Annotated in this window: 25 protein-coding genes; 10 read left to right on the plus strand and 15 right to left on the minus strand. The window is 33.1% G+C overall.

Annotated elements, in window-relative coordinates; genetic code table 11:
- Nucleotides 1-79: 79 nt before the first annotated feature.
- The 3 genes from AB3G36_RS08695 to trmD form a co-directional block, all read right to left on the minus strand.
- Nucleotides 80-2,302 (minus strand): NADP-dependent isocitrate dehydrogenase, encoded by a 2,223-nt coding sequence (locus tag AB3G36_RS08695; RefSeq protein ID WP_367751814.1) that lies wholly within the window; start codon nt 2,300-2,302, stop codon nt 80-82.
- Between the two features lie 249 nt (nt 2,303-2,551).
- Nucleotides 2,552-2,902, minus strand: coding sequence for a 50S ribosomal protein L19 (rplS, locus tag AB3G36_RS08700; protein ID WP_367751816.1), 351 nt, complete (start codon nt 2,900-2,902; stop codon nt 2,552-2,554).
- Between the two features lie 154 nt (nt 2,903-3,056).
- Nucleotides 3,057-3,737 carry a tRNA (guanosine(37)-N1)-methyltransferase TrmD gene (gene trmD / locus AB3G36_RS08705; RefSeq protein WP_367751818.1) on the minus strand — a complete coding sequence of 227 codons (681 nt, stop codon included), beginning with the start codon at nt 3,735-3,737 and terminating at the stop codon, nt 3,057-3,059.
- A gap of 335 nt (nt 3,738-4,072) precedes the next feature.
- Here trmD and AB3G36_RS08710 point away from each other — a divergent pair, with 335 nt between their 5' ends.
- From AB3G36_RS08710 to AB3G36_RS08725, 4 genes are all read left to right on the plus strand, one after another.
- Nucleotides 4,073-4,477: a cytochrome c gene (locus AB3G36_RS08710; protein WP_367751820.1), complete on the plus strand. Its 405-nt coding sequence runs from the start codon at nt 4,073-4,075 to the stop codon at nt 4,475-4,477.
- 16 nt (nt 4,478-4,493) lie between these two features.
- On the plus strand, nt 4,494-5,630 hold the full coding sequence (locus AB3G36_RS08715) for a hypothetical protein (protein ID WP_367751822.1): 1,137 nt from the start codon (nt 4,494-4,496) through the stop codon (nt 5,628-5,630).
- Between the two features lie 24 nt (nt 5,631-5,654).
- Nucleotides 5,655-5,984 (plus strand): hypothetical protein, encoded by a 330-nt coding sequence (locus AB3G36_RS08720; RefSeq protein WP_367751824.1) that lies wholly within the window; start codon nt 5,655-5,657, stop codon nt 5,982-5,984.
- Nucleotides 5,985-6,162: 178 nt separating this feature from the next.
- Complete coding sequence (locus tag AB3G36_RS08725) at nt 6,163-7,095, plus strand: peptidylprolyl isomerase (protein ID WP_367751826.1); 933 nt, start codon at nt 6,163-6,165, stop codon at nt 7,093-7,095.
- Between the two features lie 89 nt (nt 7,096-7,184).
- Here the strand turns inward: AB3G36_RS08725 and AB3G36_RS08730 are convergent, their stop codons facing one another.
- Nucleotides 7,185-7,751, minus strand: a complete 567-nt coding sequence (locus AB3G36_RS08730; RefSeq protein ID WP_367751828.1) for a thioredoxin family protein — start codon at nt 7,749-7,751, stop codon at nt 7,185-7,187.
- Nucleotides 7,752-7,862: 111 nt separating this feature from the next.
- Here AB3G36_RS08730 and AB3G36_RS08735 point away from each other — a divergent pair, with 111 nt between their 5' ends.
- The 3 genes from AB3G36_RS08735 (at nt 7,863) to AB3G36_RS08745 (ending at nt 9,525) form a co-directional block, all read left to right on the plus strand.
- Nucleotides 7,863-8,204: a tRNA-binding protein gene (locus tag AB3G36_RS08735; protein WP_367751830.1), complete on the plus strand. Its 342-nt coding sequence runs from the start codon at nt 7,863-7,865 to the stop codon at nt 8,202-8,204.
- Nucleotides 8,205-8,527: 323 nt separating this feature from the next.
- Nucleotides 8,528-8,977 (plus strand): four-helix bundle copper-binding protein, encoded by a 450-nt coding sequence (locus AB3G36_RS08740; protein ID WP_367751832.1) that lies wholly within the window; start codon nt 8,528-8,530, stop codon nt 8,975-8,977.
- Between the two features lie 80 nt (nt 8,978-9,057).
- Entirely contained in the window at nt 9,058-9,525 is a 468-nt protein-coding gene (locus AB3G36_RS08745; RefSeq protein WP_367751834.1) for a YbhB/YbcL family Raf kinase inhibitor-like protein, read from the plus strand.
- Nucleotides 9,526-9,575: 50 nt separating this feature from the next.
- Here the strand turns inward: AB3G36_RS08745 and AB3G36_RS08750 are convergent, their stop codons facing one another.
- The 8 genes from AB3G36_RS08750 to AB3G36_RS08785 all read right to left on the minus strand — a co-directional run bounded on the left by AB3G36_RS08750 (nt 9,576) and on the right by AB3G36_RS08785 (nt 18,703).
- On the minus strand, nt 9,576-10,253 hold the full coding sequence (locus tag AB3G36_RS08750; protein ID WP_367751836.1) for a GNAT family N-acetyltransferase: 678 nt from the start codon (nt 10,251-10,253) through the stop codon (nt 9,576-9,578).
- A gap of 116 nt (nt 10,254-10,369) precedes the next feature.
- Entirely contained in the window at nt 10,370-11,191 is an 822-nt protein-coding gene (locus AB3G36_RS08755; protein ID WP_367751838.1) for a sulfurtransferase, read from the minus strand.
- Nucleotides 11,192-11,557 carry a DoxX family protein gene (locus tag AB3G36_RS08760; RefSeq protein WP_367751840.1) on the minus strand — a complete coding sequence of 122 codons (366 nt, stop codon included), beginning with the start codon at nt 11,555-11,557 and terminating at the stop codon, nt 11,192-11,194.
- A gap of 55 nt (nt 11,558-11,612) precedes the next feature.
- Entirely contained in the window at nt 11,613-14,123 is a 2,511-nt protein-coding gene (locus tag AB3G36_RS08765) for a cation-translocating P-type ATPase (protein WP_367751842.1), read from the minus strand.
- Nucleotides 14,124-14,187: 64 nt separating this feature from the next.
- On the minus strand, nt 14,188-15,357 hold the full coding sequence (locus tag AB3G36_RS08770; RefSeq protein WP_367751844.1) for an MFS transporter: 1,170 nt from the start codon (nt 15,355-15,357) through the stop codon (nt 14,188-14,190).
- A gap of 98 nt (nt 15,358-15,455) precedes the next feature.
- Complete coding sequence (locus AB3G36_RS08775; RefSeq protein ID WP_367751846.1) at nt 15,456-16,370, minus strand: mechanosensitive ion channel family protein; 915 nt, start codon at nt 16,368-16,370, stop codon at nt 15,456-15,458.
- Nucleotides 16,371-16,487: 117 nt separating this feature from the next.
- A complete protein-coding gene (locus tag AB3G36_RS08780; RefSeq protein WP_367751848.1) occupies nt 16,488-16,871 on the minus strand; it encodes a PUR family DNA/RNA-binding protein in 384 nt (127 codons plus the stop codon).
- Nucleotides 16,872-16,942: 71 nt separating this feature from the next.
- Entirely contained in the window at nt 16,943-18,703 is a 1,761-nt protein-coding gene (locus AB3G36_RS08785) for an ABC transporter ATP-binding protein (protein WP_367751850.1), read from the minus strand.
- Between the two features lie 203 nt (nt 18,704-18,906).
- Here AB3G36_RS08785 and AB3G36_RS08790 point away from each other — a divergent pair, with 203 nt between their 5' ends.
- The 3 genes from AB3G36_RS08790 to yajC all read left to right on the plus strand — a co-directional run bounded on the left by AB3G36_RS08790 (nt 18,907) and on the right by yajC (nt 21,426).
- Entirely contained in the window at nt 18,907-20,013 is a 1,107-nt protein-coding gene (locus AB3G36_RS08790; RefSeq protein WP_367751851.1) for a Glu/Leu/Phe/Val dehydrogenase, read from the plus strand.
- A gap of 198 nt (nt 20,014-20,211) precedes the next feature.
- On the plus strand, nt 20,212-21,123 hold the full coding sequence (gene nusB, locus AB3G36_RS08795; protein ID WP_367757917.1) for a transcription antitermination factor NusB: 912 nt from the start codon (nt 20,212-20,214) through the stop codon (nt 21,121-21,123).
- Nucleotides 21,124-21,153: 30 nt separating this feature from the next.
- Nucleotides 21,154-21,426 carry a preprotein translocase subunit YajC gene (gene yajC / locus AB3G36_RS08800; RefSeq protein ID WP_367751853.1) on the plus strand — a complete coding sequence of 91 codons (273 nt, stop codon included), beginning with the start codon at nt 21,154-21,156 and terminating at the stop codon, nt 21,424-21,426.
- Between the two features lie 74 nt (nt 21,427-21,500).
- Here the strand turns inward: yajC and AB3G36_RS08805 are convergent, their stop codons facing one another.
- The 3 genes from AB3G36_RS08805 to pepT all read right to left on the minus strand — a co-directional run bounded on the left by AB3G36_RS08805 (nt 21,501) and on the right by pepT (nt 23,965).
- Nucleotides 21,501-21,914 carry a hypothetical protein gene (locus AB3G36_RS08805; protein ID WP_367751855.1) on the minus strand — a complete coding sequence of 138 codons (414 nt, stop codon included), beginning with the start codon at nt 21,912-21,914 and terminating at the stop codon, nt 21,501-21,503.
- 191 nt (nt 21,915-22,105) lie between these two features.
- Nucleotides 22,106-22,693, minus strand: a complete 588-nt coding sequence (locus AB3G36_RS08810) for a YdeI family protein (protein WP_367751857.1) — start codon at nt 22,691-22,693, stop codon at nt 22,106-22,108.
- Complete coding sequence (gene pepT / locus AB3G36_RS08815; RefSeq protein WP_367751859.1) at nt 22,694-23,965, minus strand: peptidase T; 1,272 nt, start codon at nt 23,963-23,965, stop codon at nt 22,694-22,696.
- Between the last annotated feature and the right edge of the window lie 18 nt (nt 23,966-23,983).

The following is a 23,983-nucleotide window of genomic DNA, read 5'->3' on the forward strand; positions in this document are numbered from 1 at the left end:
AAGATTAAAATTTTATTAATAAAAAAAAGGCAACTATTTCCAGTTGCCTTTTTTAGGTATAATTTACGGTAAAATAGATTTACGCGATTTTTGCTAATATTGCATTAAATGTTACGCTAGGACGCATTGCTTTGCTTGTTAATTCTGGATTTGGTTGGTAATAGCCACCAATTTCTTGTGGTTTTCCTTGTGCTCCAATTAATTCAGTATTTATCTTAGCTTCGTTTTCTTCAAATTCTTTTGCGATTGGCGCAAAAATAGCACGTAATTCAGCATCTTTACCTTGGTTAGCAAGTGCTTCAGCCCAATACATTGCTAAATAAAAATGAGAACCACGATTATCAATTTGGCCTATTTTTCTTGAAGGAGATTTATCATTTTTCAGGAAAGCATCATTGGCTTCATCTAAAGTTTCTGATAAAATAATTGCTTTTGAGTTGTTTAGGGATTGTCCTAAATGTTCTAAAGAAGCTCCTAATGCTAAAAACTCACCTAATGAGTCCCAACGTAAGTATCCTTCTTTAGTGAATTGTTCTACGTGTTTTGGAGCTGATCCACCTGCACCAGTTTCAAACAATCCACCACCATTCATTAATGGAACGATAGATAACATTTTTGCTGAGGTTCCTACTTCTAAAATAGGGAATAAATCAGTTAAGTAATCACGTAATACATTTCCTGTTACAGAGATTGTGTCTAATCCGTCTTTGATTCTTACTAATGTGAAATTAGTTGCTTCAATTGGGTTTAAAATACGAATATCAAGTCCAGTTGTGTCGTAATCTTTTAAGTATGTTTTTACTTTTTCGATTAATTGTCTGTCATGCGCTCTGTTTTCATCTAACCAGAAAACAGCAGGAGTGTTTGATAAACGTGCTCTATTTACAGCTAGTTTTACCCAGTCTTGTATTGGAGCATCTTTAGCTTGACACATTCTAAAAATGTCTTTAGCTTCAACTGCCTGTTCCATTAATACAGTTCCTTTTGTGTCAACAACACGTACAACACCATTTCCAGTCATTTGGAACGTTTTGTCATGAGAACCATATTCTTCTGCTTTTTGTGCCATCAAACCTACGTTTGGTACACTTCCCATTGTAGTAGGGTCAAAAGCACCATTCTTTTTACAGAAATCAATTGTTGCAGTATAGATACCTGAGTAACATCTATCAGGAATGATAGCTAAAGTATCTTGTTGTTTTCCATCTTTATTGAACATTTGTCCTGAAGTACGAATCATTGCTGGCATAGATGCATCAACAATAACATCAGAAGGCACGTGAAGATTTGTAATTCCTTTGTCCGAATTAACCATCGCTAATGCAGGACCGTTTTCGATTGCTTTATTTATGGCAGCTTCCACTTCAGCTTGCTCTGGGCGTCCAGCGATTTTTGCATAAACATCACCTAAACCATTTCTAGTGTCAACGTTTAATTCATCAAATAATTTAGCATATTTTTCGAAAACAGCTGCGAAGTATACTTCTACAATTGCACCAAAAATAATAGGATCAGAAACTTTCATCATAGTTGCTTTCAAGTGAACTGAAAGTAATATGTTATTTTTCTTAGCTTCGGCAATTGCTTTGGTAACAAATGCTTTTAAAGCTTTTAAATGCATTACAGAGCTGTCTATGATTTCACCCACTTTTAGAGGAGTACTTTCTTTAAGAACAGTTGTTTTTCCATCTTCGGAAACAAATTCAATTTTAACATCCGTGGCTTCTTTTAGTGTAATTGATTTTTCACTTCCGTAAAAATCACCAGTTTCCATTGAGGCTACTTCTGTTTTAGAATCTGCTGACCATGCTCCCATTGAATGTGGGTTTACTTTTGCGTAATTCTTAACTGCTTTGGGTGCTCTACGGTCTGAATTTCCTTCACGTAAAACAGGATTTACTGCAGAACCTAATATTTTAGAATACTTTTTCTTGATTTCATTTTCCTCTTTATTTTGAGGTTCTTCAGGAAAATTTGGAATTTTATACCCATGAGCTTGAAGTTCAGCAATTGCTTCTTTTAATTGAGGAACAGATGCAGAAATATTTGGTAATTTGATAATGTTTGCTTCTGGATCATTAGCTAGTTTTCCAAGTTCAGCTAAAGCATCTTTTACTTTTTGATCTTCATTTAAAAATTCTGGAAAGTTTGCTAGTATTCTTGCTGCTAACGAAATGTCTTCCGTTTCAATTTCAATTCCTGCAGTTGCAGTAAATGCTTTAACAATTGGTAAAAAAGAATAAGTTGCCAATAAAGGCGCCTCATCTGTCAAAGTGTAAACAATTTTTGATTTTTCAGTCATTATTTTTATTTTTATAATCGTATCCTTAAATATGCTAGGATGTGGAATGTATGTTTTGCTTAAAATTAAGCGAAGCAAATATATGAAAATCAGAGTATAATTGGATAGGATTTTGTATAGAAAAATACGAATTATAGTATAACTAACGAGTTAACCTCAAATTGTGATTTTTATTTTTAGTTTATACTCGGAATAATGCAAAAAAAAGCCCCGACAATGTCGAGGCTTTTATGATAAAGAGACAGTTGACTATCTTCTTTTGTCTTTAATTTTTGCTTTTTTACCAGTAAGTTCTCTGAAGTAGAAAATTCTAGCTCTACGAACTGCACCTTTTTTGTTGATTTCAACTTTTTGTAAAGCTGGCAAGTTTACAGGGAAGATACGCTCAACTCCTACTGCACCTGACATTTTACGAATAGTAAAAGTTTCTGTGTTACCAGAACCTCTTCTTTGGATAACAACTCCTTTAAAAAACTGTGTTCTAGTTTTTTCACCCTCTTTAATTTCGTAGTAAACTGTGATTGTGTCTCCAGCTCCGAATACAGGGAAATCTTTTCTTGCAACTAATTCGTCTTGAACGAATTTCATTAAATCTGCCATGATAATTTTAATTATGGTTTTTATCAAATCAACATTCACGGATCTCGCCAGAGGTTAATCTAAAGTGGGTGCAAAAGTAAATAATTATTTTGAATTATAAATTATAAATTTTGAATTATTTAAACACTTATTTAGAGCCATTTATAATTTAAAATTATTCTTCCTCAAGTAAATCTGGGCGTCTTGTTTTAGTATGTTCATATGCCTTATCTTCTCGCCATTTATCTATTTTGGCAAAATTACCGCTTGTCAAAACATCAGGAACTTTCCAGCCTTTGTAATCAGCAGGTCTTGTATATATAGGTCCTGACAATAAACCATCCTGAAAACTATCGGTCAACGCTGAGGTTTCATCACTCAAAACACCTGGAATCAATCGAATCAACGCATCCGATAAAACCAATGCGCCCAATTCTCCACCACTCAATACATAATCGCCAATAGATATTTCTTTGGTAATAAAATGATCTCGAACTCTTTGATCTACTCCTTTATAATGTCCACATAGAATAATAATATTCTCATACATTGACATGGTATTGGCCATTTTTTGGTTCAATGTTTCTCCGTCAGGTGACATATAGATGATTTCATCGTAGGCTCTTTCACTTTTTAAATGAGTAATGCAGGCATCAATCGGCTGTACGGTCATTACCATCCCAGCACCACCACCATATGGGTAATCATCTACACTTTTCTGTCTGTTGGTAGTGTAGTCGCGCAAATTATGAAAATGTACTTCTACTAATCCTTTGTCAATAGCGCGTTTCATAATAGAAGCTTCAAACGGACTCCTTAATAGTTCTGGTAAAACGGTAACAATATCAATGCGCATAATTTCTTTTCTAAGTTATGAAGCCGCAAAGGTACAAAGTTTTTAAGATTCAAAAATTCACTTCTGCTATAAGTTATTTAGGAAGCAATTTCCAGCTGTCCACTTTATCTATTGTGCCAAACTCTGGCACAATAGGATGCCGTTTCCATCTGGGCTAGGGGTAAGTGGAATTTGGGGTCTTATAAAACATTAACTTTAAATAACTACTTCCTTTAAAAACGATATGAAAGCAGTGAAGCTGAATTTTATTGAATTATTATAAAAGTATGATATATGTCATGTATTTTAACTGTAAAAAGCTTTAAATTAGATGTTTATAATTAGTATTCAATATCATGAAAAATAAATATTTGTTTTTAATTGTACTGGTATTGATTTTATTTCAATTCGATAAAATTAATGCCCAAAGTCAAACTTGGGTTGCTCCTAAATCTGCATATGATCTCATAAATCCTTTTAAAGGCAACGAAAAAGCAACTGCAGAAGGAAAGAAATTATACAATCAAATGTGTGTGATTTGTCATGGAATACATGGTAAAGGAAATGGAAGTGCTGGTGTAGCTCTAAGTCCTAAGCCATCAAATTTTTTGACAATAAACGTTGTCAATGAAACAGATGGTGCGATTTTTTGGAAATTAACTGAAGGGAAATCACCAATGGCTTCATATAAGGACGCATTAAGTGAAAATCAACGATGGCAGTTGGTAAACTACATTAGATATTTAGAGAAAAATAAATAATATTAAATTAAAAAAGATGAATAAGACAAAATGGTTATTTGTGTTTTTGTGCTTAAATGTTTTTCTTTTTAAAAGTGTTGCACAAGATACTAAATCTTTAAATAAATCGATTTTTGGCCAGACTAAACTCGTAATTGTAGGAAATGCACAAGCAGATTATATGTACAATAAGGAAGAGAATGGTTTTGGGAATGTGGATTTTAAACCCATTTTTCTGTGGAGCCTGTCAGATAAGTTATTTATTGAATCAGAGATAGAGATTGCTACTGGTGATGGTGCAGTTGAAGTTGTTTTAGAATATGTAAATATGGTTTATTTTTTAAACAATAATTTAGCAATACACTTTGGTCGTTTTTTACCGAAATTTGGTAGTTATAGAGGGAAGTACATGGAAGGTTATTTGAATCGGTTTCCTAATAATCCAGTGGGTTTTGGGGATGGTGGTATAGGTCCAATGGTTGAAACAGGGATTGGACTTCAAGGTGGTGCCGAAATTGGTAAAGCCACTATAAATTATGATTTTTATATTTCCAATGGGCCTCAATTGCTCCCTGGTAATGCAGATGCTCTGGATGAAGCAGGACAGTTTGAATACGAAGCCTATAAAGAAAATAATAAGAATAAAGCGATCGGTGGAAGAGTAGGTGTCCTGCCTTTATATGATTCTAGCTTAGAATTAGGGTTTTCATTTCAACATGTGGCTAAAACGGGTGATTCTGGAAGTAGTTTAGAAAATGTAAAAGTAGATATGTATGCAGTAGATGCCAGTTATGTGAAAAATATCGAAGCCATTAGTTCTAATTTGAAAATCCTTGGAGAATGGAAAAGTTTAAATGCTGGGGAGGCTTTTTATCAGGATTTTGAATCAGAAACTGGAAATTATACATTTAAAAATAAAAGTACAGCTTATTATGTGCAAGCTTCAATAAGACCTTCAGGAACAACTTCTGATTTTGTCAACAATTTAGAATTTGCAGGAAGATATTCGGAATTTGACACCCCTAAAGAAGCACTTTGGGGTGGTGGTTTAAAAAAACAGACTGCTTTTTCGCTTAATTATTGGCTGGGTTGGAATCGAGTTTTTAAAGTGTCTTATCAAGTGCAGGACAATCAGCCCAATTCACTTATTGCTCAATTGGTTTATGGCTTTTAAAATTAATTCTTAAAATAGTTAAAAATGAAAAATATAAAAATAATCTATTTTATGCTGCTCTTTTTTTCTTTTATAGTCTTCGAAGGCTGTAAAACATCAGAGTCAAATTTGTATGCAAATATACCTTCAAGCGAAGAAGTAAATAGGAGCCCTACTAAAAAAGCTGCAGTGTTAATAGAAAAAAGTGGGGCACAGCTTTGGGGTGAAAATTGCGTTAGATGTCATAATACACCTCCACCACAAGCTTATTCAAATGAACAATGGGACGTGATTGGTCAGCATATGAGAGTACGTGCTAATATATCTAAAGTTAAAACGGAAAAGATAATCGCTTTTATAAAATCCGCTAATTAGAAATCTTGTTTAAAGTTGTAACACATTTTATAAAAGTAGTATTAGATTCTTTAGAAGAAATATATAACAAGCATAGCGCTTTAAAGTTTCAAAAGAACTGTTTGCTTTTTCTAAATATTGAAATTTTCAAATTGGCTATTAAATTCGTAAATTTGCACTTCTATAAAAAACAAATACAATGGAAAACGGAATATACGCTAAATTCAACACCGCAAAAGGAGCTATTTTAGTAAAACTAACACACGATTTAACACCAGGAACAGTAGGGAACTTTGTAGCTCTTGCTGAAGGAAATATGGAAAACAAAATAAAACCTCAAGGACAAAAATTCTATGATGGTTTAAATTTTCATAGAGTTATACCTGATTTTATGGTTCAAGGAGGATGTCCTCTAGGAACTGGAACTGGAGATCCAGGTTACAAATTTGATGATGAATTCCACAAAGATTTACGTCACAATGCACCTGGTGTATTGTCAATGGCAAATTCTGGTCCTGGTTCTAATGGATCTCAGTTTTTCATCACACACGTGGCAACACCTTGGTTAGATGATAAACATACCGTTTTTGGAAATGTTGTCGAAGGACAAGATGTTGTTGATGCAATTGCTCAAGGAGATGCTTTAGAGTCAGTTGAAATTATAAGAGTAGGTGATGAGGCTAAAAACTGGAATGCAATTGAAGCATTTGTTGGTTTAAAAGGAGCTCGTTTGAAAAAACAAGCTGCTTTGAAAGCAGAATCTGAAGCAAAAATGGAACAATTGGCCGCAGGTTTTGAAAAAACAGAAAGCGGATTGCGTTACCAATTCATTCAAAGAGGTTCTGGTAAAAAAGCAGAAGCTGGTAAAACTGTTGCTGTGCACTACGAAGGATCATTAGAGAGCGGAAAAGTTTTTGATTCTTCTTACCCAAGAAAAAAACCAATCGAATTTCGATTAGGTCAAGGTCAAGTTATCGAAGGTTGGGACGAAGGTATTGCTTTGTTGCAAGTTGGAGATAAAGCACGTTTCGTGATTCCTTCTGATTTAGGATACGGACCAAATGGTGCTGGAGGAGTAATTCCACCAAACGCTACTTTGATTTTTGACGTAGAATTAATGGACGTTAAATAATAATAATAATAATCAGTGATTATTGAAATAAATAGAAAACGCCTCAAAATATATTTTTGAGGCGTTTTTTTATCTAGGAAGTTTAAATCTTACGCTTCTTTTTTCCACTTAATATTACAACCAATGCTTGGTTTTTGTTCGGCATTTATGGTTCTGTTATAAATCACGCCATCAATTGCACCACGTAAATCGCTTCCACTAAGGGGAATCCCGTTGCCAGGGCGGCTGTCATCTAGTTGTCCTCGGTAAACGAGTTTGTCTTGATTGTCAAACAAAAAGAAATCTGGCGTACACGCTGCATCATACGCTTTTGCAACTTCTTGGTTTTCGTCATATAAATAAGGAAATTCAAAATTATTTTCGAATGCAAATTCGGTCATTAACTCTGGAGCATCCTGTGGGTAATTTGTAACATCATTACTCGAAATAGCTACAATGCCAAGTCCTTGTACTCTATAATCATTTGCAATCATTATAATTTCCTCAATTACATGAAGTACAAACGGACAATGATTGCATATAAATACGACCAAAGTACCTTTCTCCCCTTTTACATCAGCGAAAGAAAACCATTCTGTTCCAGATTTCATGTCTTTCAAGTAAAATTCGGGAGCTTTTGTCCCTAGAGCGAGCATGTTTGATGGAGTTCTTGACATTGTTGTTTTAATTTTGAATTCAGGTTTAAAGTTATGAAAAAAGGATTGCTTTTTGCCTAAAATGATTATTTTTAGATTTTATAAGTCATTTGAACAAAATCAAAATTAAAGATGGAAAATAATTTAAGTTGGCAAGAATTCGAAAAAACAGAGATGCGAGTAGGAACAATACTTGCGGTCAATGATTTTCCTGAAGCTAGAAAACCAGCCTACCAACTAACTATTGATTTTGGTGAAATTATTGGAATCCGAAAAACTTCGGCACAAATTACTAAACGGTATTCCAAAGACGATTTATTGAATCGTCAAATTGTAGCTGTAGTTAATTTTCCTAAAAAACAAATTGGAAAATTCATGAGCGAATGTTTGGTTTTAGGAGCAGTTGGAGCCGAAGGGGATGTTATTTTATTGGCCCCTGATTTCAAAATTGATAATGGACTGCGAATTGGGTAGTTTTCGTAGTTTAAAAAATAATATAATTTTCTTATAAACCAGCTAATTTTAATGTAACTATCTGTTTTTTAGTTGTTTATTTAAGAAAATAAGATTAAATTTACTTCCCGATTTAAGTAAGTGTCACTAATGCACTTACTTTTATTGCTTCAAATAATTTTTGTTAATGAATGTATACAAACCCTTGCTTTCTAGGTGTTTTTTATACCATGATTGTATTATGCAAAATGCAATTGGCTAAACCCCAAAGTCAATTTTAATATCCAAATAAAAATAGTGCTATATATAATAGCTAAAATCAGGCAGGAAGTTTTACGCAACCTATGCAAATTTTAGAATACCACAGAATTAGAGTAATTCAATTCAACTATTTGTGGTTCCTAGTGAATCGCTATTGTGAGTTTTGGATGAAAATAAGTATCAATTTAAAAGTTAATAAAATGGAAAATCAAAAAATGATTGAAGTATTACAGTACTGTGCGGCGCAATGTACCCATTGTTATGATGCCTGTCAATTAGAAAAAGAAATGGATATGAGTATTTGTAAGATGAATGACTTAGACTGTGCCGATATTTGTAGGTTGACAGCACAAATACTAGAAAGGAAATCGGATAATTCAGCAGTATTTTTAAAAGCCAGTGAAGAGATGTGTGATCTATGTGCAACGGAATGTGAAAAGCATGCCCAAATGGAACACTGTAAAAAATGTGCGGAAGCTTGCCGTAAATGCGCTAATCAAATTCAAGAGTTTAAAGTGGAGCATCATGTATAATTTTTTTTAGTTGAAGTATAGGAAGAAGCATATTTTATTGAGATCAAATAATTAATTAGAAACCTTAAATATTATTTATTATGTCAACAACTATAAACACAAGCCTAAGAATAAAAAGCAGTTCATTTAAAAACAACAGTGCTATTCCATCAAAATATTGTTGTGATGGATTAAATATTAACCCAGAACTTTCTATTGATGATCTTCCAGAAAATGCAAAAAGTCTGGCTATTATCGTTAAAGATCCTGATGCAAAAAATGGGGATTACTGCCACTGGATTGTTTGGGATGTTGATCCAAAAACTATTATCAAAGAAAATAGCTCACCTGGAATTGAAGGTAGAAATAGTAAGGGAATGAATAAATATGCAGGGCCTTGTCCTCCAATGGGTATTCATCACTATCACTTTCAAGTATATGCATTAGATACAAAACTAAGTTACTTGCCTCCAAGTAGTAATGAAAAGGAACTAAAAGTAGCAATGAAGAACCATATAATTGCCAAGGGCGAATTAATTGGGCTTTATAAAAAAATGGATGCTCATTAACCTATTTTTGTTTTGAATACCTAATGCACCATAATCATTTTGAATTGGGATTAGTTTTTGGCAATTTGCCAGATGCTTATTTTAGTTCGGGTTATAAATCCCAATTTTTCATATAATTTGATGGCTCCTACATTAGCCTCTGCTACATGCAGGAAGGGTATTTTGTTTTGATCAAAAATAGCATTTGCGGTATGTGCGACTAATTGTTTTGCATAACCTTTTCCTGTGTGTTCTGGATGCGTAATAACGGCGCTTACTTCTAGAAAATCATCCATTTGCATGCGCTCGCCTGTTATGGCTACGAGTTGGTTGTCTTTAAGAATACCGTAATAATTGCCTAAGTCAGCTGTTTTTGATTTGAAATATTCAGGATAAACAATTTTTACTAATGCCAAAAGGGATGCTCTATGACTTTCGTCTAGTTTTATAATTTCGTCAGTGTAAGTTAAATTGATTTTTTCGCGAACAATCATTTGTAAACACAGTAATTCGTCTTTTAAATGCAAAGATTGCGGAAGGTTTGGTTTTGCATTAAAGATGAAAAACGAAGGGACTAATTTGGCGTAAGCCATTAAATCTTCGCTATTATTTGGGATTTCATTAAATGCACCAAAAGAACAATAATCTGGATTGTAGAAGCGTGTTTTATTGTAAGTAAGCGCAAGTTTTTTATGGCTTTCTGCCAAGGAATACCAAACAGGATTGTCTAGTTTATATTCTTTGTTCATGATTGAAATTTATTATTAATCTAATCAGCAATTTCAAGATCTGATTTTTTTGAGATTATTACTAATTTATAAATATGCTTGACTTAAATTTATTCTCAAAAATGCAACTAAAAAAATCACTCAATAGGTAAGTTCTCTATTTGACCCCATTCCGTCCAAGAACCATCGTAAACTGCTTTTATGTTTTTATTTCCAATGAGTTCGTAGGCAATCAAATCAATGCAAGCCGTCACACCAGAACCACAAGTAAAGACAAAAGGTTGATCCAGTTTTGGAAGTATTTTTACTAATTCATCTTTAGATAGAAATTTCCCGTCACGTAAAAGATTAGTATATGGAATATTAATCGAGCCAGGTATATGTCCGCTTCTAAGCCCAGCTCTTGGTTCTTTGGTTTCACCCAAGAATCGATCACTAGAACGCGCATCAATCAAAACCGCTTCTTTAGAGTCAATGTTTTCTAGAATTTGTTCTTTGGTTTTAACCAAATCAGGATTGAAATTAGATTCGAAATTACCCAAAGGATATTCTCTTTTGACAGACTTCTCAACGGGAAGATTTTCTTTTGCGTAAGCGGGAAGACCTCCATCCAAAACCCAAACTGCTTCATGTCCCATAATCGTAAACAACCACCACGCTCTTGGACTGGTATAAATTCCTATACTGTCATAAACCACAATTTTACTGTCTTTGTTTATACCCAGTTTTATAGCTGCTTTAGTAAAAGCAGTTGGATCTGGGAGCGTATTGGGTAATGGATTGGTTGTGTCGCTAAAATCATTTTTAATATCAAAAATGCGAGCTCCTTTGATTTGGAGTTCCTCAAATTGTAATTCTTCTTTAGTTTGATTTACTTTTTGGCTGGCATCGAGTACAATTAAGTCAGCATCTTCAAAATGTTCTTTGAGCCAACTTACAGAAACTATTGGGTTTTTCATTTAGGTTGTTTTAAAAACTTTTTTATCGTAAAAGTAGGAAATAATAAGTAAAATTAGGGCAATTATAGAAGGCACATATCCACCATCTCCAGCATTAATATGCGCGCTGAAGGCCAGCAGGAAATCATAGAAAAAACCAGCATAAGCCAATTCTTTTAGGAAAGTGGATTTTTTAGTTAGGATTACCACTATTCCTAAAAACTTGGCTGTAGCCAAAGGATAAATAATATAGATAGGATAGCCTAAACTTTGAAATAATTCCTTAACCATGGAATTGTTGAAAACAAACATTCCCGCTGACATAAACATCATAACCGATAATAATCCAGTAGCGACCCAATACACAACTTTGTTTTTCTTTTCCATTATATTTATTTATATAATTGATAATAAGAAAGTTAAATTTAATATATAAAGATAGTTATAAATTTTTAATGCGTTTGTTCCATTTCCAGATTTCTATCCAAAGTACTGAAATACTACTTACTGCAATACAAATTCCAATTTGGTGCAATTGTAATGGGAGCACGTCAAAAAAGTCGGCAATGGGATTGATGTATAAAATTAGTCCAAGTAGCAATAAGGTGATTGAATTTACAAATACCATCATGTTATTTTTATTTTTCAAAGAAGAAAAAACCGAATAATAGAAGGAACGATTAACGAGCGACAAAATGATATTGGAGAAAACTAAAGTGGTAAAAACCATTGTTCTAGTTAAATTTTCGTTTCCTCCATTTTGTACTGTTAATTGGTACACGAATAATATCCCAACAGTGATAACAATTCCTTGTATAATACTGATTCCCATTTCTTTTAAGGATAAGAAGGTAGTGCCCAATTGTCGGGGCATTTTTTTCATGCTATTTTTTTCAGCAGGTTCGTTTTCATACACAATAGAACACATAGGACCCATGACTAATTCTAAGAAAATAACGTGAACTGGGGTGAAAATATTTGGGTAAATCCAACCTAAAAACAGCGGTAATGAAACCGTAAGAATAATGGGGATATGAATGGAAACAATATACTGTACTGCTTTTTTGAGATTAGTATAAATGCGACGACCAGCAGCTACTGCCACAATCATTTTAGATAAATCATCATCGACTAGAATTAAATCGGCAGCAGTTTTGGCAATTTCAGTTCCTTTTTTACCCATAGCAATTCCTATGTGTGCCGCTTTCAATGCTGGACCATCATTGACACCATCTCCAATCATAGCTACAATCTGATTGTCTTTTTTGAGTGCATTGACTACAGCCAATTTTGCTTCGGGAAACATGCGGGTCATCAGTGTACTGTTGTGAATGCATGCCAATCTTTTTTCTTCGTCCAGCTTCATTATTTCTTCCCCTTCCATTACAATGTCAGGATTTTTTATCCCAGCCATTTCAGCAATGGCTTTTGTGGTAATGCTATTGTCTCCAGTAATTACTTTTACTTGAATACCGGCTTCGTAGAATTGTTTTATTATGTGCTGAATATTAGCTTTTGGAGGGTCGTAAAAAATGACCAATCCAACAAAATGAAAGGGAAGCTCTTCTTGGTTTGTTGGAAAGTTTTTTTCGGTATAATCAGAGTAGGCAACACCAAGAATACGATAGCCTTTGGAAGCCAAGAGTTCTATCGTTTTATAAATTGTATTTTTTTCGTCAGTGTTGAGGTTGGATACTTTTAGTATAGTTTCGGGAGCTCCTTTGGCAGCAATAATTCGTTTACCCTCTTGATTTTGAAAAACATGTGTCATCATAGGTGGTTTTCCATCAAGTGGATATTCATGAACCATTAAGAAATCTCGGCGAGTATCATTAGTGGTAGTAGCCTCATATTCTTGATGCACTGTTTTTTCCATTGGGTCAAAAGGAACGGGCTCACTGGCCCACATTGCTGTTTCAATAACTTTTTTGGCTTCAGGATTATTCCAATTTTCCTTTTCAAATAATTGATTGGTTTGGAACGCATAAACCGATTGTAAACTCATTTTATTCTTAGTAATCGTACCTGTTTTATCCGTGCAAATTACCGTAGCACTTCCTAAGGTTTCTACCGTTCTTATTTTTTTTACAATTACCCCTTCTTTCATTAATCGCCAAGAGCCTAACGCCATAAAAGTCGTGAAAGCCACAGGAATTTCTTCTGGTAAAATCGACATAGCTAAGGTTAGTCCTTTTAATAAACTGTTCAATATGTCATGCGTTTTCCAGAAGTATACACCCCAAACCAATAAGAAAATAACAATGCCAATAATAGCCATTCCTTTTACAAATTTTTCTATTTGTACTTGTAGTGGCGTAGGTTGTTCTTTAATGTTTAAAATAGAATTTCCTAGTTTTCCAATTTCGGTTTCAGGGCCAATTTTAGTGGTTTTATATACCGCCAATCCCGAGGCAACTAATGTGCCACTAAAAACAGTTTTTTTATCAGTTTTCTCCGATTTAAAGACGGCAAAAGCTTCTCCCGTAAGAGTAGCTTCATTAACAGAAAAATCATTGCTATGAACAATTTCTCCATCGGCATTGATCGTATTACCTTCTTCCGCGATAACCAAATCATTTATGACAATTTCTCGGGTGGGAATTTTTATTGCAACACCATTTCGTAAAACGGTACTTAATGGTTCGTTTAATTTTTCTAAAGCTTCCAATGCTTTTCTACTGCGATTGTCTTGAAAGAATGATATTCCAGAAACAGCTACTATTGCAGCTAGCATAAAACAAGCTTCACTGTTTTCGCCTAGTATGAAATAGATAATCGATACCGCAATTAAAAGTAAAAGCATGGGCTCTTTTAAGATATCAAAAAGAGTCAACCACCATTTGTATTGTTGTTTTTGAATTTGTTCATTGTTGCCAAATTGATTTCTTGAAGCGAGAACTTCGGCATCAGTCAGACCAATGATATTTTTAGGAATGTTGATTTCTTTTGACATTGTAAAAAAGGAGTAGATGTAACTCAAATATAAGTTTTTTACTTTAATCTTAAAAGATTAGCTTTCATCCTTTTTCTTTGGTCACCAGAATGAAATAGAATAAAATAAAAATACTAGAAATTCCAGTTACTATAAATGTGGTTGCTGGGCCAAATTGATACCAAATTAATCCTGCCAGGGAACTGGCTAGCATAGTGAAAATACTTTGAAAGGCAGAATAAGTACCAATTGCTGTTGCAGTATCTTTCTTGTCAGTAATGTTACTAATCCATGCCTTTGAAACGCCTTCAGATGCAGCTGCATAGATTCCATAAAGGGAAAATAAACCAATAAAAATAGTACTACTGTGATTAAATCCCATTCCGAAATAAACAACAGAAAAAAGGACTATACCAAAAAGTAACATTTTTTTTAGTCCAATTTTATCAGCTAGAATTCCTAAAGGAAAAGCACATAGGGCATAAACCAAATTGTAAAAAATATAAATACCAATTACCGTAGTGTCACTTAATCCAGATTGTTTTGCTTTAAGCAAAAGAAAAACATCGGAACTATTGAACAAAGTGAAAGCAAGTAGCCCAATAACTACTTTTCGATACATAACTGGACTGGTTTTCCAATAATTTAAAAAGGAAAAAAAAGGAGTTGGTTTGGGTTGTGCTGCATTCGTTTTTGTTTTCTCTTTTAGAAAAAAGGAGGCGCTTACAGCCAATAAACCTGGAATAAAAGCGATATAGAATAATGTTTTGTAATCTTGTGGGTAATAATAGAGGTAGATTAATGCTAATGACGGTCCTAAAACAGCACCTAATGTGTCCATGGAACGATGAAAACCAAATACCTTTCCTTTGGTTTCTGGAGTAGCTTCATCAGAAAGAATGGCATCTCTTGCGCCCGTTCGAATTCCTTTTCCAATGCGATCGATGGTTCGGGTAAAGAAAATCCAAAGAGGATATATAAAAACGGCCATCATGGGTTTTGAAAGGGCACTAAAAGCATAGCCTAATTGTACAAATGGCACTCTTTTACCTACAGCATCAGAGCGTTTTCCAAAATACCCTTTGCTAAATCCCGCCGTCGCTTCGGCAACACCTTCGAGAATACCTATGAGTACAATTGAAAATCCAATGGACTTTAAATAAATAGGCATAATGGGATACAACATTTCGCTGGCTGTATCTGTAAATAAACTAATCAAGGATAGAATCCAGACCGTGCGACTGATGTTTTTCAAGAGGATTTGAATTTAGTTTGATGTTATAAATATAAATAAAAAAAGCCCGAAAATCAGATGGATTTTCAGGCTTTTAAAAAAATATATTTTGGAAAGAATTACTTATTATTTTGCTCTTCTTTTTCTTCTTCAATTTCTACTGCTGTATCTTTTATATGGTGTAAAACCATTTGTGGAAACGGAATTTCAATTCCTTCGTTGTCAAAGGCTACTTTTAGTCTTTTACGAAGCTCGCCCGTTATTTCCCATTGCTTGCTTGGTTGAGTTTCTCCTAAAATTTTCAGCATAATTGCCGAGTCGGCAAAATCATTTACTCTCAAGAATTGTGGTGCAAGTATGATATTTTCTTTCCATAATGGATCATTGGCTAATTCCGTTCCTACTCTGTTTATCACACTAATTACATGTTCTAAATTGGAGTTGTAGCCTACACCCATGTCTAAATTGATACGAGAGAAATCTTTGGAAAGATTAGACACTTTTTTAATTTCTCCATGTGGAATATGATGTACGGTTCCGTCTAAATCTCTTAAAGTTGTTTTTCTTAAGCTGATTTCTTGTACTGTACCACTGGCATTATCAAAACTCACTACATCACCTATGCGGTACTGATTTTCAAGAATGATAAATAGTCCCGAAATAATATCTCTAATCAGGTATTGTCCACCAAAACCAAAAGCCAAGCCTACAATTCCTGCAGCAGCTAATATTGGTGCGATTTCAACTCCAAATTCTTGAAGAACCATTAAGGATGTAATGACTAATAATCCAATATTGGCTGTAGTTGTAAATATTTGAATCAGTGTGTTTTCTCTTTTTTCTTCGGCTTCTTTAGATGAAATTCCGTCAGGTCGTACCGCAATTCGGACCATTTTTTCTATAAAGCGAACAATGATTTTATTTAATATAAAAGCACCAACAATTATAAAGATGATTTTTAAACCGCTTGTTAGGAGCCAGGGAATAACTAATTCGGCGTATTTTTCTAGGTATTTTTGAAAAATTTCTTGCATTTAATGTTTATTTTAAGTTTAAAATATTATTTTTTATTAAAATAAAAAGTCCAAAAAATCATATGATTTTCGGACTTTTAGCTTTAATAAGTAGTATGAAAAGAATTTAATTTTTAATTAAATATCATCAAAATCAATGTCGGTGAAACTAGAAATATTTGGTATTGATTCTTCTGCTGTTACTTTTTCGGTTGCATATTCTTTTTTGAAATCTTTTTGATGTCTTTCTGAGATCACCTCTTCACCTTTGTGGTTCAAAACATAAGAAGTCATATCGTTTAGGATTTCAGAGAAAGCGGTAAAGTCTTCTTTGTATAAGTATATTTTGTGTTTTTTGAAGTGAAATGATCCATCTTCTTCAGTAAACTTTTTGCTTTCGGTAATTGTAATATAATAATCATCCGCTTTTGTCGCTCTAACATCAAAGAAGTACGTTCTTCTTCCAGCGCGTAAAACTTTAGAAAAGATCTCTTCTTTTTCTAACATGTCATTTTCTCTCATAATCCGTTCTATCAATTAATGGTTGTTAACTAGTACTCAAAAATCTTAAAAAATTATGTATTACACAACAATTAAAGCAATTCTTTTTCTGAAAGTTGTTTTAAATACAAAGATGCATAATAGCCTTCTTGATTTACCAATTGATTATGAGTTCCTTGTTGAATAATTCGACCATCTTCAATAATAATAATTCGGCTTGCGTTTTTTGCTGAGGAAACACGATGGCTAACTATAATGGTTGTTTTGTCTTTACATATTTCAAAAAGGTTGTTTAAAATCGTTTCTTCTGTTTCAGTGTCTACTGCTGATAAACAATCATCAAACAATAAAATCGGAGGGTTTTTTATGATGGCTCTTGCAATAGAAACACGTTGTTTTTGACCTCCTGACAAAGTGATTCCTCGTTCTCCCAGAATGGTTTCGTATTGCTTATTGAATCCAATGATATTGTCATGAACCACAGCGCTTTTTGCTGCTGACTCCACTTCCTTATCAGTGGCATCTTCTTTACCAAATTTAATGTTGTTTTTAATAGAGTCGGAGAACAAAAAAGCATCTTGTGGCACGATACCAATACTGTTTCTTAAATCAAATAAATTTAAAGAACTGATTTCTTTAGCGTCTATTTTTATAGCACCATCTGTTGCGTCATATAGACGAGAAATCAAAGATAAAATAGTTGATTTACCAGATCCTGTTTTTCCAAGTATGGCCAGTGTTTCTCCTTTATTTACTTTGAATGAGATTCCTTTTAAGGCTTTGATCTTAGTGTCTTCGTAAGTAAAGCTCACATTATCAAAGACTATTTCCCCTTCTACGTTTGATTTTTCAGTGTTTGTATTTTGAATTTCAGGTTCTGTTTTTAGAAATTCATTCAATCGTTTTTGAGAGGCTTCGGCTTCTTGAACCATGGATGAAACCCAACCTAGTGATGCCACAGGCCAAGTAAGCATGTTGACATACAAGATGAATTCGGCTATAGTACCAATGCTTTTTATTGTTCCATCAATATACATAATCCCACCAAAATAGATTACAACTAAGTTGCTGATTCCTATTAAAGCCATCATTAAAGGTCCAAATAGTGATTGTACTTTGGCCAAATTCAAACTTTTGCTTTTGCTTTCATTTGCTAAAGCAACCATATTTTTTTGGTGTTGTTCTTCTAATGAATAGGCTTTTATTACTCGTACTCCAGAAAATATCTCTTGAGAAAAACTGGATACTTTTGATAAGTACTGTTGGAAAATGGTACTTCTCTTATTGATTTCTGAACTTAATTTGAAAATACCATAAGACAGTAAAGGCAGTGGTAGTAAGGTGTATAAGGTTAATCTTGGAGATACATTGTACATGTATACAATTACTATTGTAAAACGAATAATAGTATTGATGGAGTACATCACGGCTGGACCAACATACATTCTAACTTTTGAGACGTCTTCACTAATGCGATTCATTAAATCACCTGTACGATTTTGCTTATAGAAATTTTGAGATAAATTTTCATATTGTCTAAAAACTTCATTTTTTAAATCAAATTCAATGTGTCTTGACATTACAATTAAGGTTTGCCTCATTAAAAAGGTTAAAAAACCAGCAATTATGGTGGTGGCAATTATCAATAAAACATTAGAAATTAACTCTTGACGTATTACTTCGGAAGCAACGGTTTTATCTTTTGAAAATTCTTCAATCGCCTTAAATGATTTGCTTATCAGTTTAGGTGTGAATAACATGAAGATTTGTGCGATTATTGTGAACAAAATTCCCAGTGAAAAACTGTATTTGTATTTTATAAAATATTTGTTTAAATAACTTAATTCTTTCATTTTTTTATGATATTCGGTATTATGATTCTCTTATTTTTTGATTAATTGTTGTTGTATTGTTAATTTTAGGAAAGTGATTAAAAGCAGTAAACATGTGAATTGTTTATTTTTTTTATAAAAAAATGAAATTTATTCATTTTTTATGTAAATTTGACTTGTCTTTTTGACAAATTCATAATTTTATCACTATAAAAATTAACGCTATGGATGCAACTTTCACAACAGGAAAGGAACTTCAAAAAATGGATCCCGTTTTTGGACAATTATCATTTGATGATCACGAACAAATTGTATTTTGCAATGACAAAGATACAGGTTTAAAAGCAATTATTGGTATTCATAATTCGGTAATGGGACCTGCTTTAGGTGGGACTCGTATGTTTGATTATGCAAACGAGTGGGAAGCCTTAAATGATGTATTGCGTTTGTCACGTGGTATGACGTATAAAGCGGCTATTACAGGATTGAATATTGGTGGAGGAAAAGCCGTTATTATGGGCGATGCTAAAACCAAGAAAACGCCTGAATTGATGCGTAAATTTGGAGAATTTGTACATTCATTAAGCGGAAGATATATTACTGCTGAGGATGTGGGAATGGAAACTAGAGATATGGACATTGTAAGAGACGTTACTCCTTATGTTACCGGAATATCTGAAGAAAGAGGAGGAGCAGGGAATCCTTCGCCAGTTACTGCTTTTGGAGTATATATGGGAATGAAAGCAGCTGCAAAACATAAATTTGGCTCTGATTCACTTGCAGGAAAAAAAGTATTGGTTCAAGGGATCGGTCATGTTGGTGAAACATTAGTTGACTATTTAACTAAAGAAGGCGCTATTGTTACTATTACTGACATCAATGAAGAAAAACTATACGAAGTAGGGACAAAATATAATGCAACTATTTATACAGGAGCTGATTTATATACTGCTGATGTTGATATCTACGCACCTTGTGCTATGGGAGCAACTATTAATGATACTACAGTTAATAAAATCAAAGCAAAAGTAATTGCTGGTGCTGCTAATAATCAATTGGCTAATGAAGATATTCATGGTGCTATTTTACAAAAAAGAGGCATTTTATATGCACCAGATTTCTTGATTAATGCAGGTGGAATTATCAATGTTTATGCTGAACTTGCTCATTATGGTAAAGCTGAAATTATGAGTAAAACAGAAAATATCTACAATACTACTTTGGAGATTTTTGATTATGCTGTTGCAAATAATATCACCACACACCATGCTGCACTTAGAATTGCTCAAAACCGCATTGATCAAAGAAAAATAGAAAACAGTAAAAAATAGGTTTTTAGTACTGTGAATTATTCCGTGTTGCGTTTTTTTTTGATAGTTAATTATCAATTATATAAAAACGGAACACGGAATACTTTTAAAATAAGCAATTATATATTTTATTATAAACAATGAAATACTTATTTTTGCACCTTAATTAATAAAAGTTCTTACAAGGTGGTAAACAGAAGACACATTCGCGTTAAAGTAATGCAATCCATTTATGCGATGCATCAAAACGGTTCTGATAATCTAGAGAAGGAAGAAAAATTTCTTTTTTATAGTATCGATAATATTCAAGATTTATACCTTACCATGATTTCTTCCTTAATGGAAATTGGTAAAAAAGAAGCTGAATTCTTGCATAAATCAAGTCTTAAACATCTTGCAACTCCCCAAGAGCGTAAACCAAACGAAAAATTTATTAAGAATAGTATTTTCCAAATTCTTGCCGAAAACAATTCTTTAAGCATTGCTTTAGAAAATCGCAAAATTGATGCTTGGACTCTTAATGATGATTATATTGTGTTATTACTAAATGCTATAAAAGCGAGTAATCATTATATAACTTATATGGATAATCCTGAAAGTTCTTTTGAAGAGGATCGAAAGCTTATTGTTGATTTGTTTATGGATGTAATTGTACCTAATGAAAAATTGTACGAATATTTAGAAGACGATAAATTGACTTGGATTGATGATATTCCATTAGTAAATACACATATTATTAAGCAATTGAAATCCATGAAGCCTATTATGGACGATAACTTTACTGTTCCTAAGGTATATAAGGATGCTGAAGATAAAGCTTTTGTTAAAGATTTATTTAGAAAAACAGTTTTAAACGAGGTTGAATTAGCTAAAGAATTTGTTGATAAAACGCCCAACTGGGATAGTGATCGAATTGCTGAGGTAGATACAATTATTTTAAAAATGGCGATTTGCGAGTTTTTAAAATTCCCTTCTATTCCTGTTAAAGTAACTTTAAATGAATATTTAGAACTGGCAAAAGAGTATTCTACTCCAAAAAGTAGTATTTTTATCAACGGAATTTTGGACAATTTAGTTAAAGAACTAGAAGCCAATAAAAAAATGATTAAAGCCGGTCGCGGTTTAATGTAATAGTAATAAATAAAAAAAGAATTCAAAATTATGGAACAATTAACTCAATTTGCACCGTTTTTATTAATGTTTGTCGTAATCTATTTCTTCATGATTAGACCACAACAAAAAAGAGCTAAAAACGAAAAAGAATTTGAAAGCAGTCTTAAAGTAGGTGATAAAATCATTACAAAAAGTGGTCTTCACGGTAAAGTTTCTGAGCTTGCTGCAACTACAGTTGTTGTAGAGACAATGTCTGGAAAATTAAAAATGGAGCGTTCTGCAATTTCTATGGAAATGAGTGCAGCTTTAGCAAAAAAATAATCCTTATTTTTAAGGTTATAAAAAAGTCCCAATCGAAATTTTCGTTTGGGACTTTTTTAGTTTTATGAAAAGTTTTATTTCTTTTTCTTTTTGTTTTTCTTTGCTTTTTTAGCTTTCGCCTTTGCTTTTTTATCCTTAATTTTCGCTTTGGCCCTAGCTTTTTTCGCTTTGTCTTTTTTCGCTTTCTTGGCCTTTGCTTTTTTCGCTTTCGCTTTTAATTTGGCGACTTCTTTGACAACTAGTTTTTTTATTAGTCCCTTTTCTTTCTGTTTTTCCTTCTTCAGTTTGTTTTTTTCTTTTTTCTTCTTATCCTTAGTTTCGTCAAGAGTAGTTCCTTTTGGCGTTTCACTTGTTTTTTCTGTAATTGCTTTGGGAATTACTTCGGCAACAGGTTTGGCAACTTTGGGTTTTCTGGATTTAGCGGGTGCTTCTTTTTTATTTATAACTGCTGTTTCTGGAGTGGTTACCTCTTCTTTCTTCTCATCCATAATACTATATTTATGTTATTAATATTTTGCTTTTATTGGGTTGTAATGAATTTATTAACAAGGTATTAGTAAATATACTAAATAAAAGAACAAGATAATGTTAAGCTTTTGCCTACAAGTTTAATTTATTCTGGGTAAGAAAAATAAAAGTGGGTATTAAAATAAGAAAAGCCCCATAATTGGGGCTTTTCTTATTTGTATTTATCATTCAAACTAATATTGGCTAGAATCATTGGTGTTATTTTTTCAATTCTCGAAAGTTTTGTAGGCTCTCGTTTTGCTTCTTCAATGTATTCGTGGAATTCCCTTTGTTTGGCTAATGAAAATTTTTGAAAGACTTCCGCCAAAGTACTATTGGTATCCATTGCGAGTTGTAATTCTGTCGATACAAGTGTTTCTTTTGCAGTAGCTTTAATTACTTTTCCTGCGTTTTCATTTTCAATTGCTTCCAAGATATAAGTTAATACTTCTTTTTCATTAACTTCTTCGATAGAATTAAAACGCCATTGTCGTAAAGATTTTGTTATGCCTTCTTGAGCATTTACTAATACTTTTTTTTCATCTTTAAGGAAAACACCATTAAAGAACCAAATTCCAAAATAACTCTTAAATCCACCAATACCAATCACATTTTTATTGTTCAAAACATAAACAGGACCACCCCATTTTGTAGTTTCAATCAATTCAGTTTGGGCAAGAATTTCTTTCAGTAGATGTAACTCTTCTGTCCAGTTATTATTCTTGTCCCAAGTATGTTTTTTTGGTGTGGATGTGTCCAATTATTTTCTCTTTTTAGATAGTTCTAATCCAAAGTTAGGCATTGAAGTTAGTTCAGCGATTTTTACAATTACGTCAACCGCTTTCTGCATGCTTTCAACAGGAACATATTCATATTTTCCATGAAAGTTGTGTCCTCCTGCAAAAATATTAGGACAAGGTAATCCCATATAGGATAATTGACAACCATCAGTTCCCCCACGAATAGGTTTAATCAATGGTTTGATATCTAGTTCTTTCATTGCTTTTTCGGCAATGTCAACAATATGTTTTACGGGAACCACTTTTTCTTTCATATTGTAATACTGGTCTTTAATTTCAGCAATCACAATGTCTTCCCCAAATTGTTTCGCAAATTTCTTATTGATTTTACGAGTTATTTTTTCAATTTTTTCTTTTCGTTTTTCGAATTTTATCTTGTTATGATCTCTAATGATTAATTCCAAGACAGTTTCCTCAATGCCCCCTGTTAAATGGTGTACATGATAAAAACCTTCATACCCTTTTGTTTCTTGTGGTGTTTCATCAGAAGGCAAAGCATTGATAAAATCATTGGCAATCAACATCGAGTTAATCATCTTTCCTTTAGCATATCCAGGATGTACACTTTTTCCTTTGAAAGTAATTTTGGCTCCAGCCGCATTAAAGTTTTCGTATTCTAATTCACCTACTTGGCTACCGTCCATAGTGTAAGCCCAGTCGGCACCAAATTTGGCTACATCAAAATGATGTGCTCCACGACCAATTTCTTCATCAGGAGTAAAACCAACTCTAATTTTCCCGTGTTTGATATCTGTATTATTGATTAGGAATTCCATTGCGGTTACTATTTCAGTAATTCCTGCTTTATCATCGGCACCTAAAAGAGTTGTTCCGTCAGTCGTAATTAATGTCTGTCCTTTGTATTGTAATAAATCTTTGAAATAATTAGGTGATAAAATTATATTTTGCTCGGCATTTAACACAATATCTTTACCGTCATAATTTTTAATGATTTGTGGGTTTACATTGGCTCCAGTAAAATCTGGTGTGGTATCAAAATGAGAAATAAACCCAATAGTTGGTACTTCATGATCGACATTGCTTGGTAAAGTTGCCATGATATATGCTTTATCATCTATGGTTACTTCCTGCATACCAATTGCTTTCAATTCGGCTACTAATTTATTGGCTAAGTCCCATTGTTTTGCAGTACTTGGAGTTGTGTCTGAACTTGCGTCAGATTCGGTGTCAATCGTTACATAACTAATGAAACGGTCAATGATATGTTGCATAAAAGTATATTTATATAT

Source organism: Flavobacterium sp. WC2430 (assembly GCF_040822075.1).
Taxonomy (GTDB): domain Bacteria; phylum Bacteroidota; class Bacteroidia; order Flavobacteriales; family Flavobacteriaceae; genus Flavobacterium.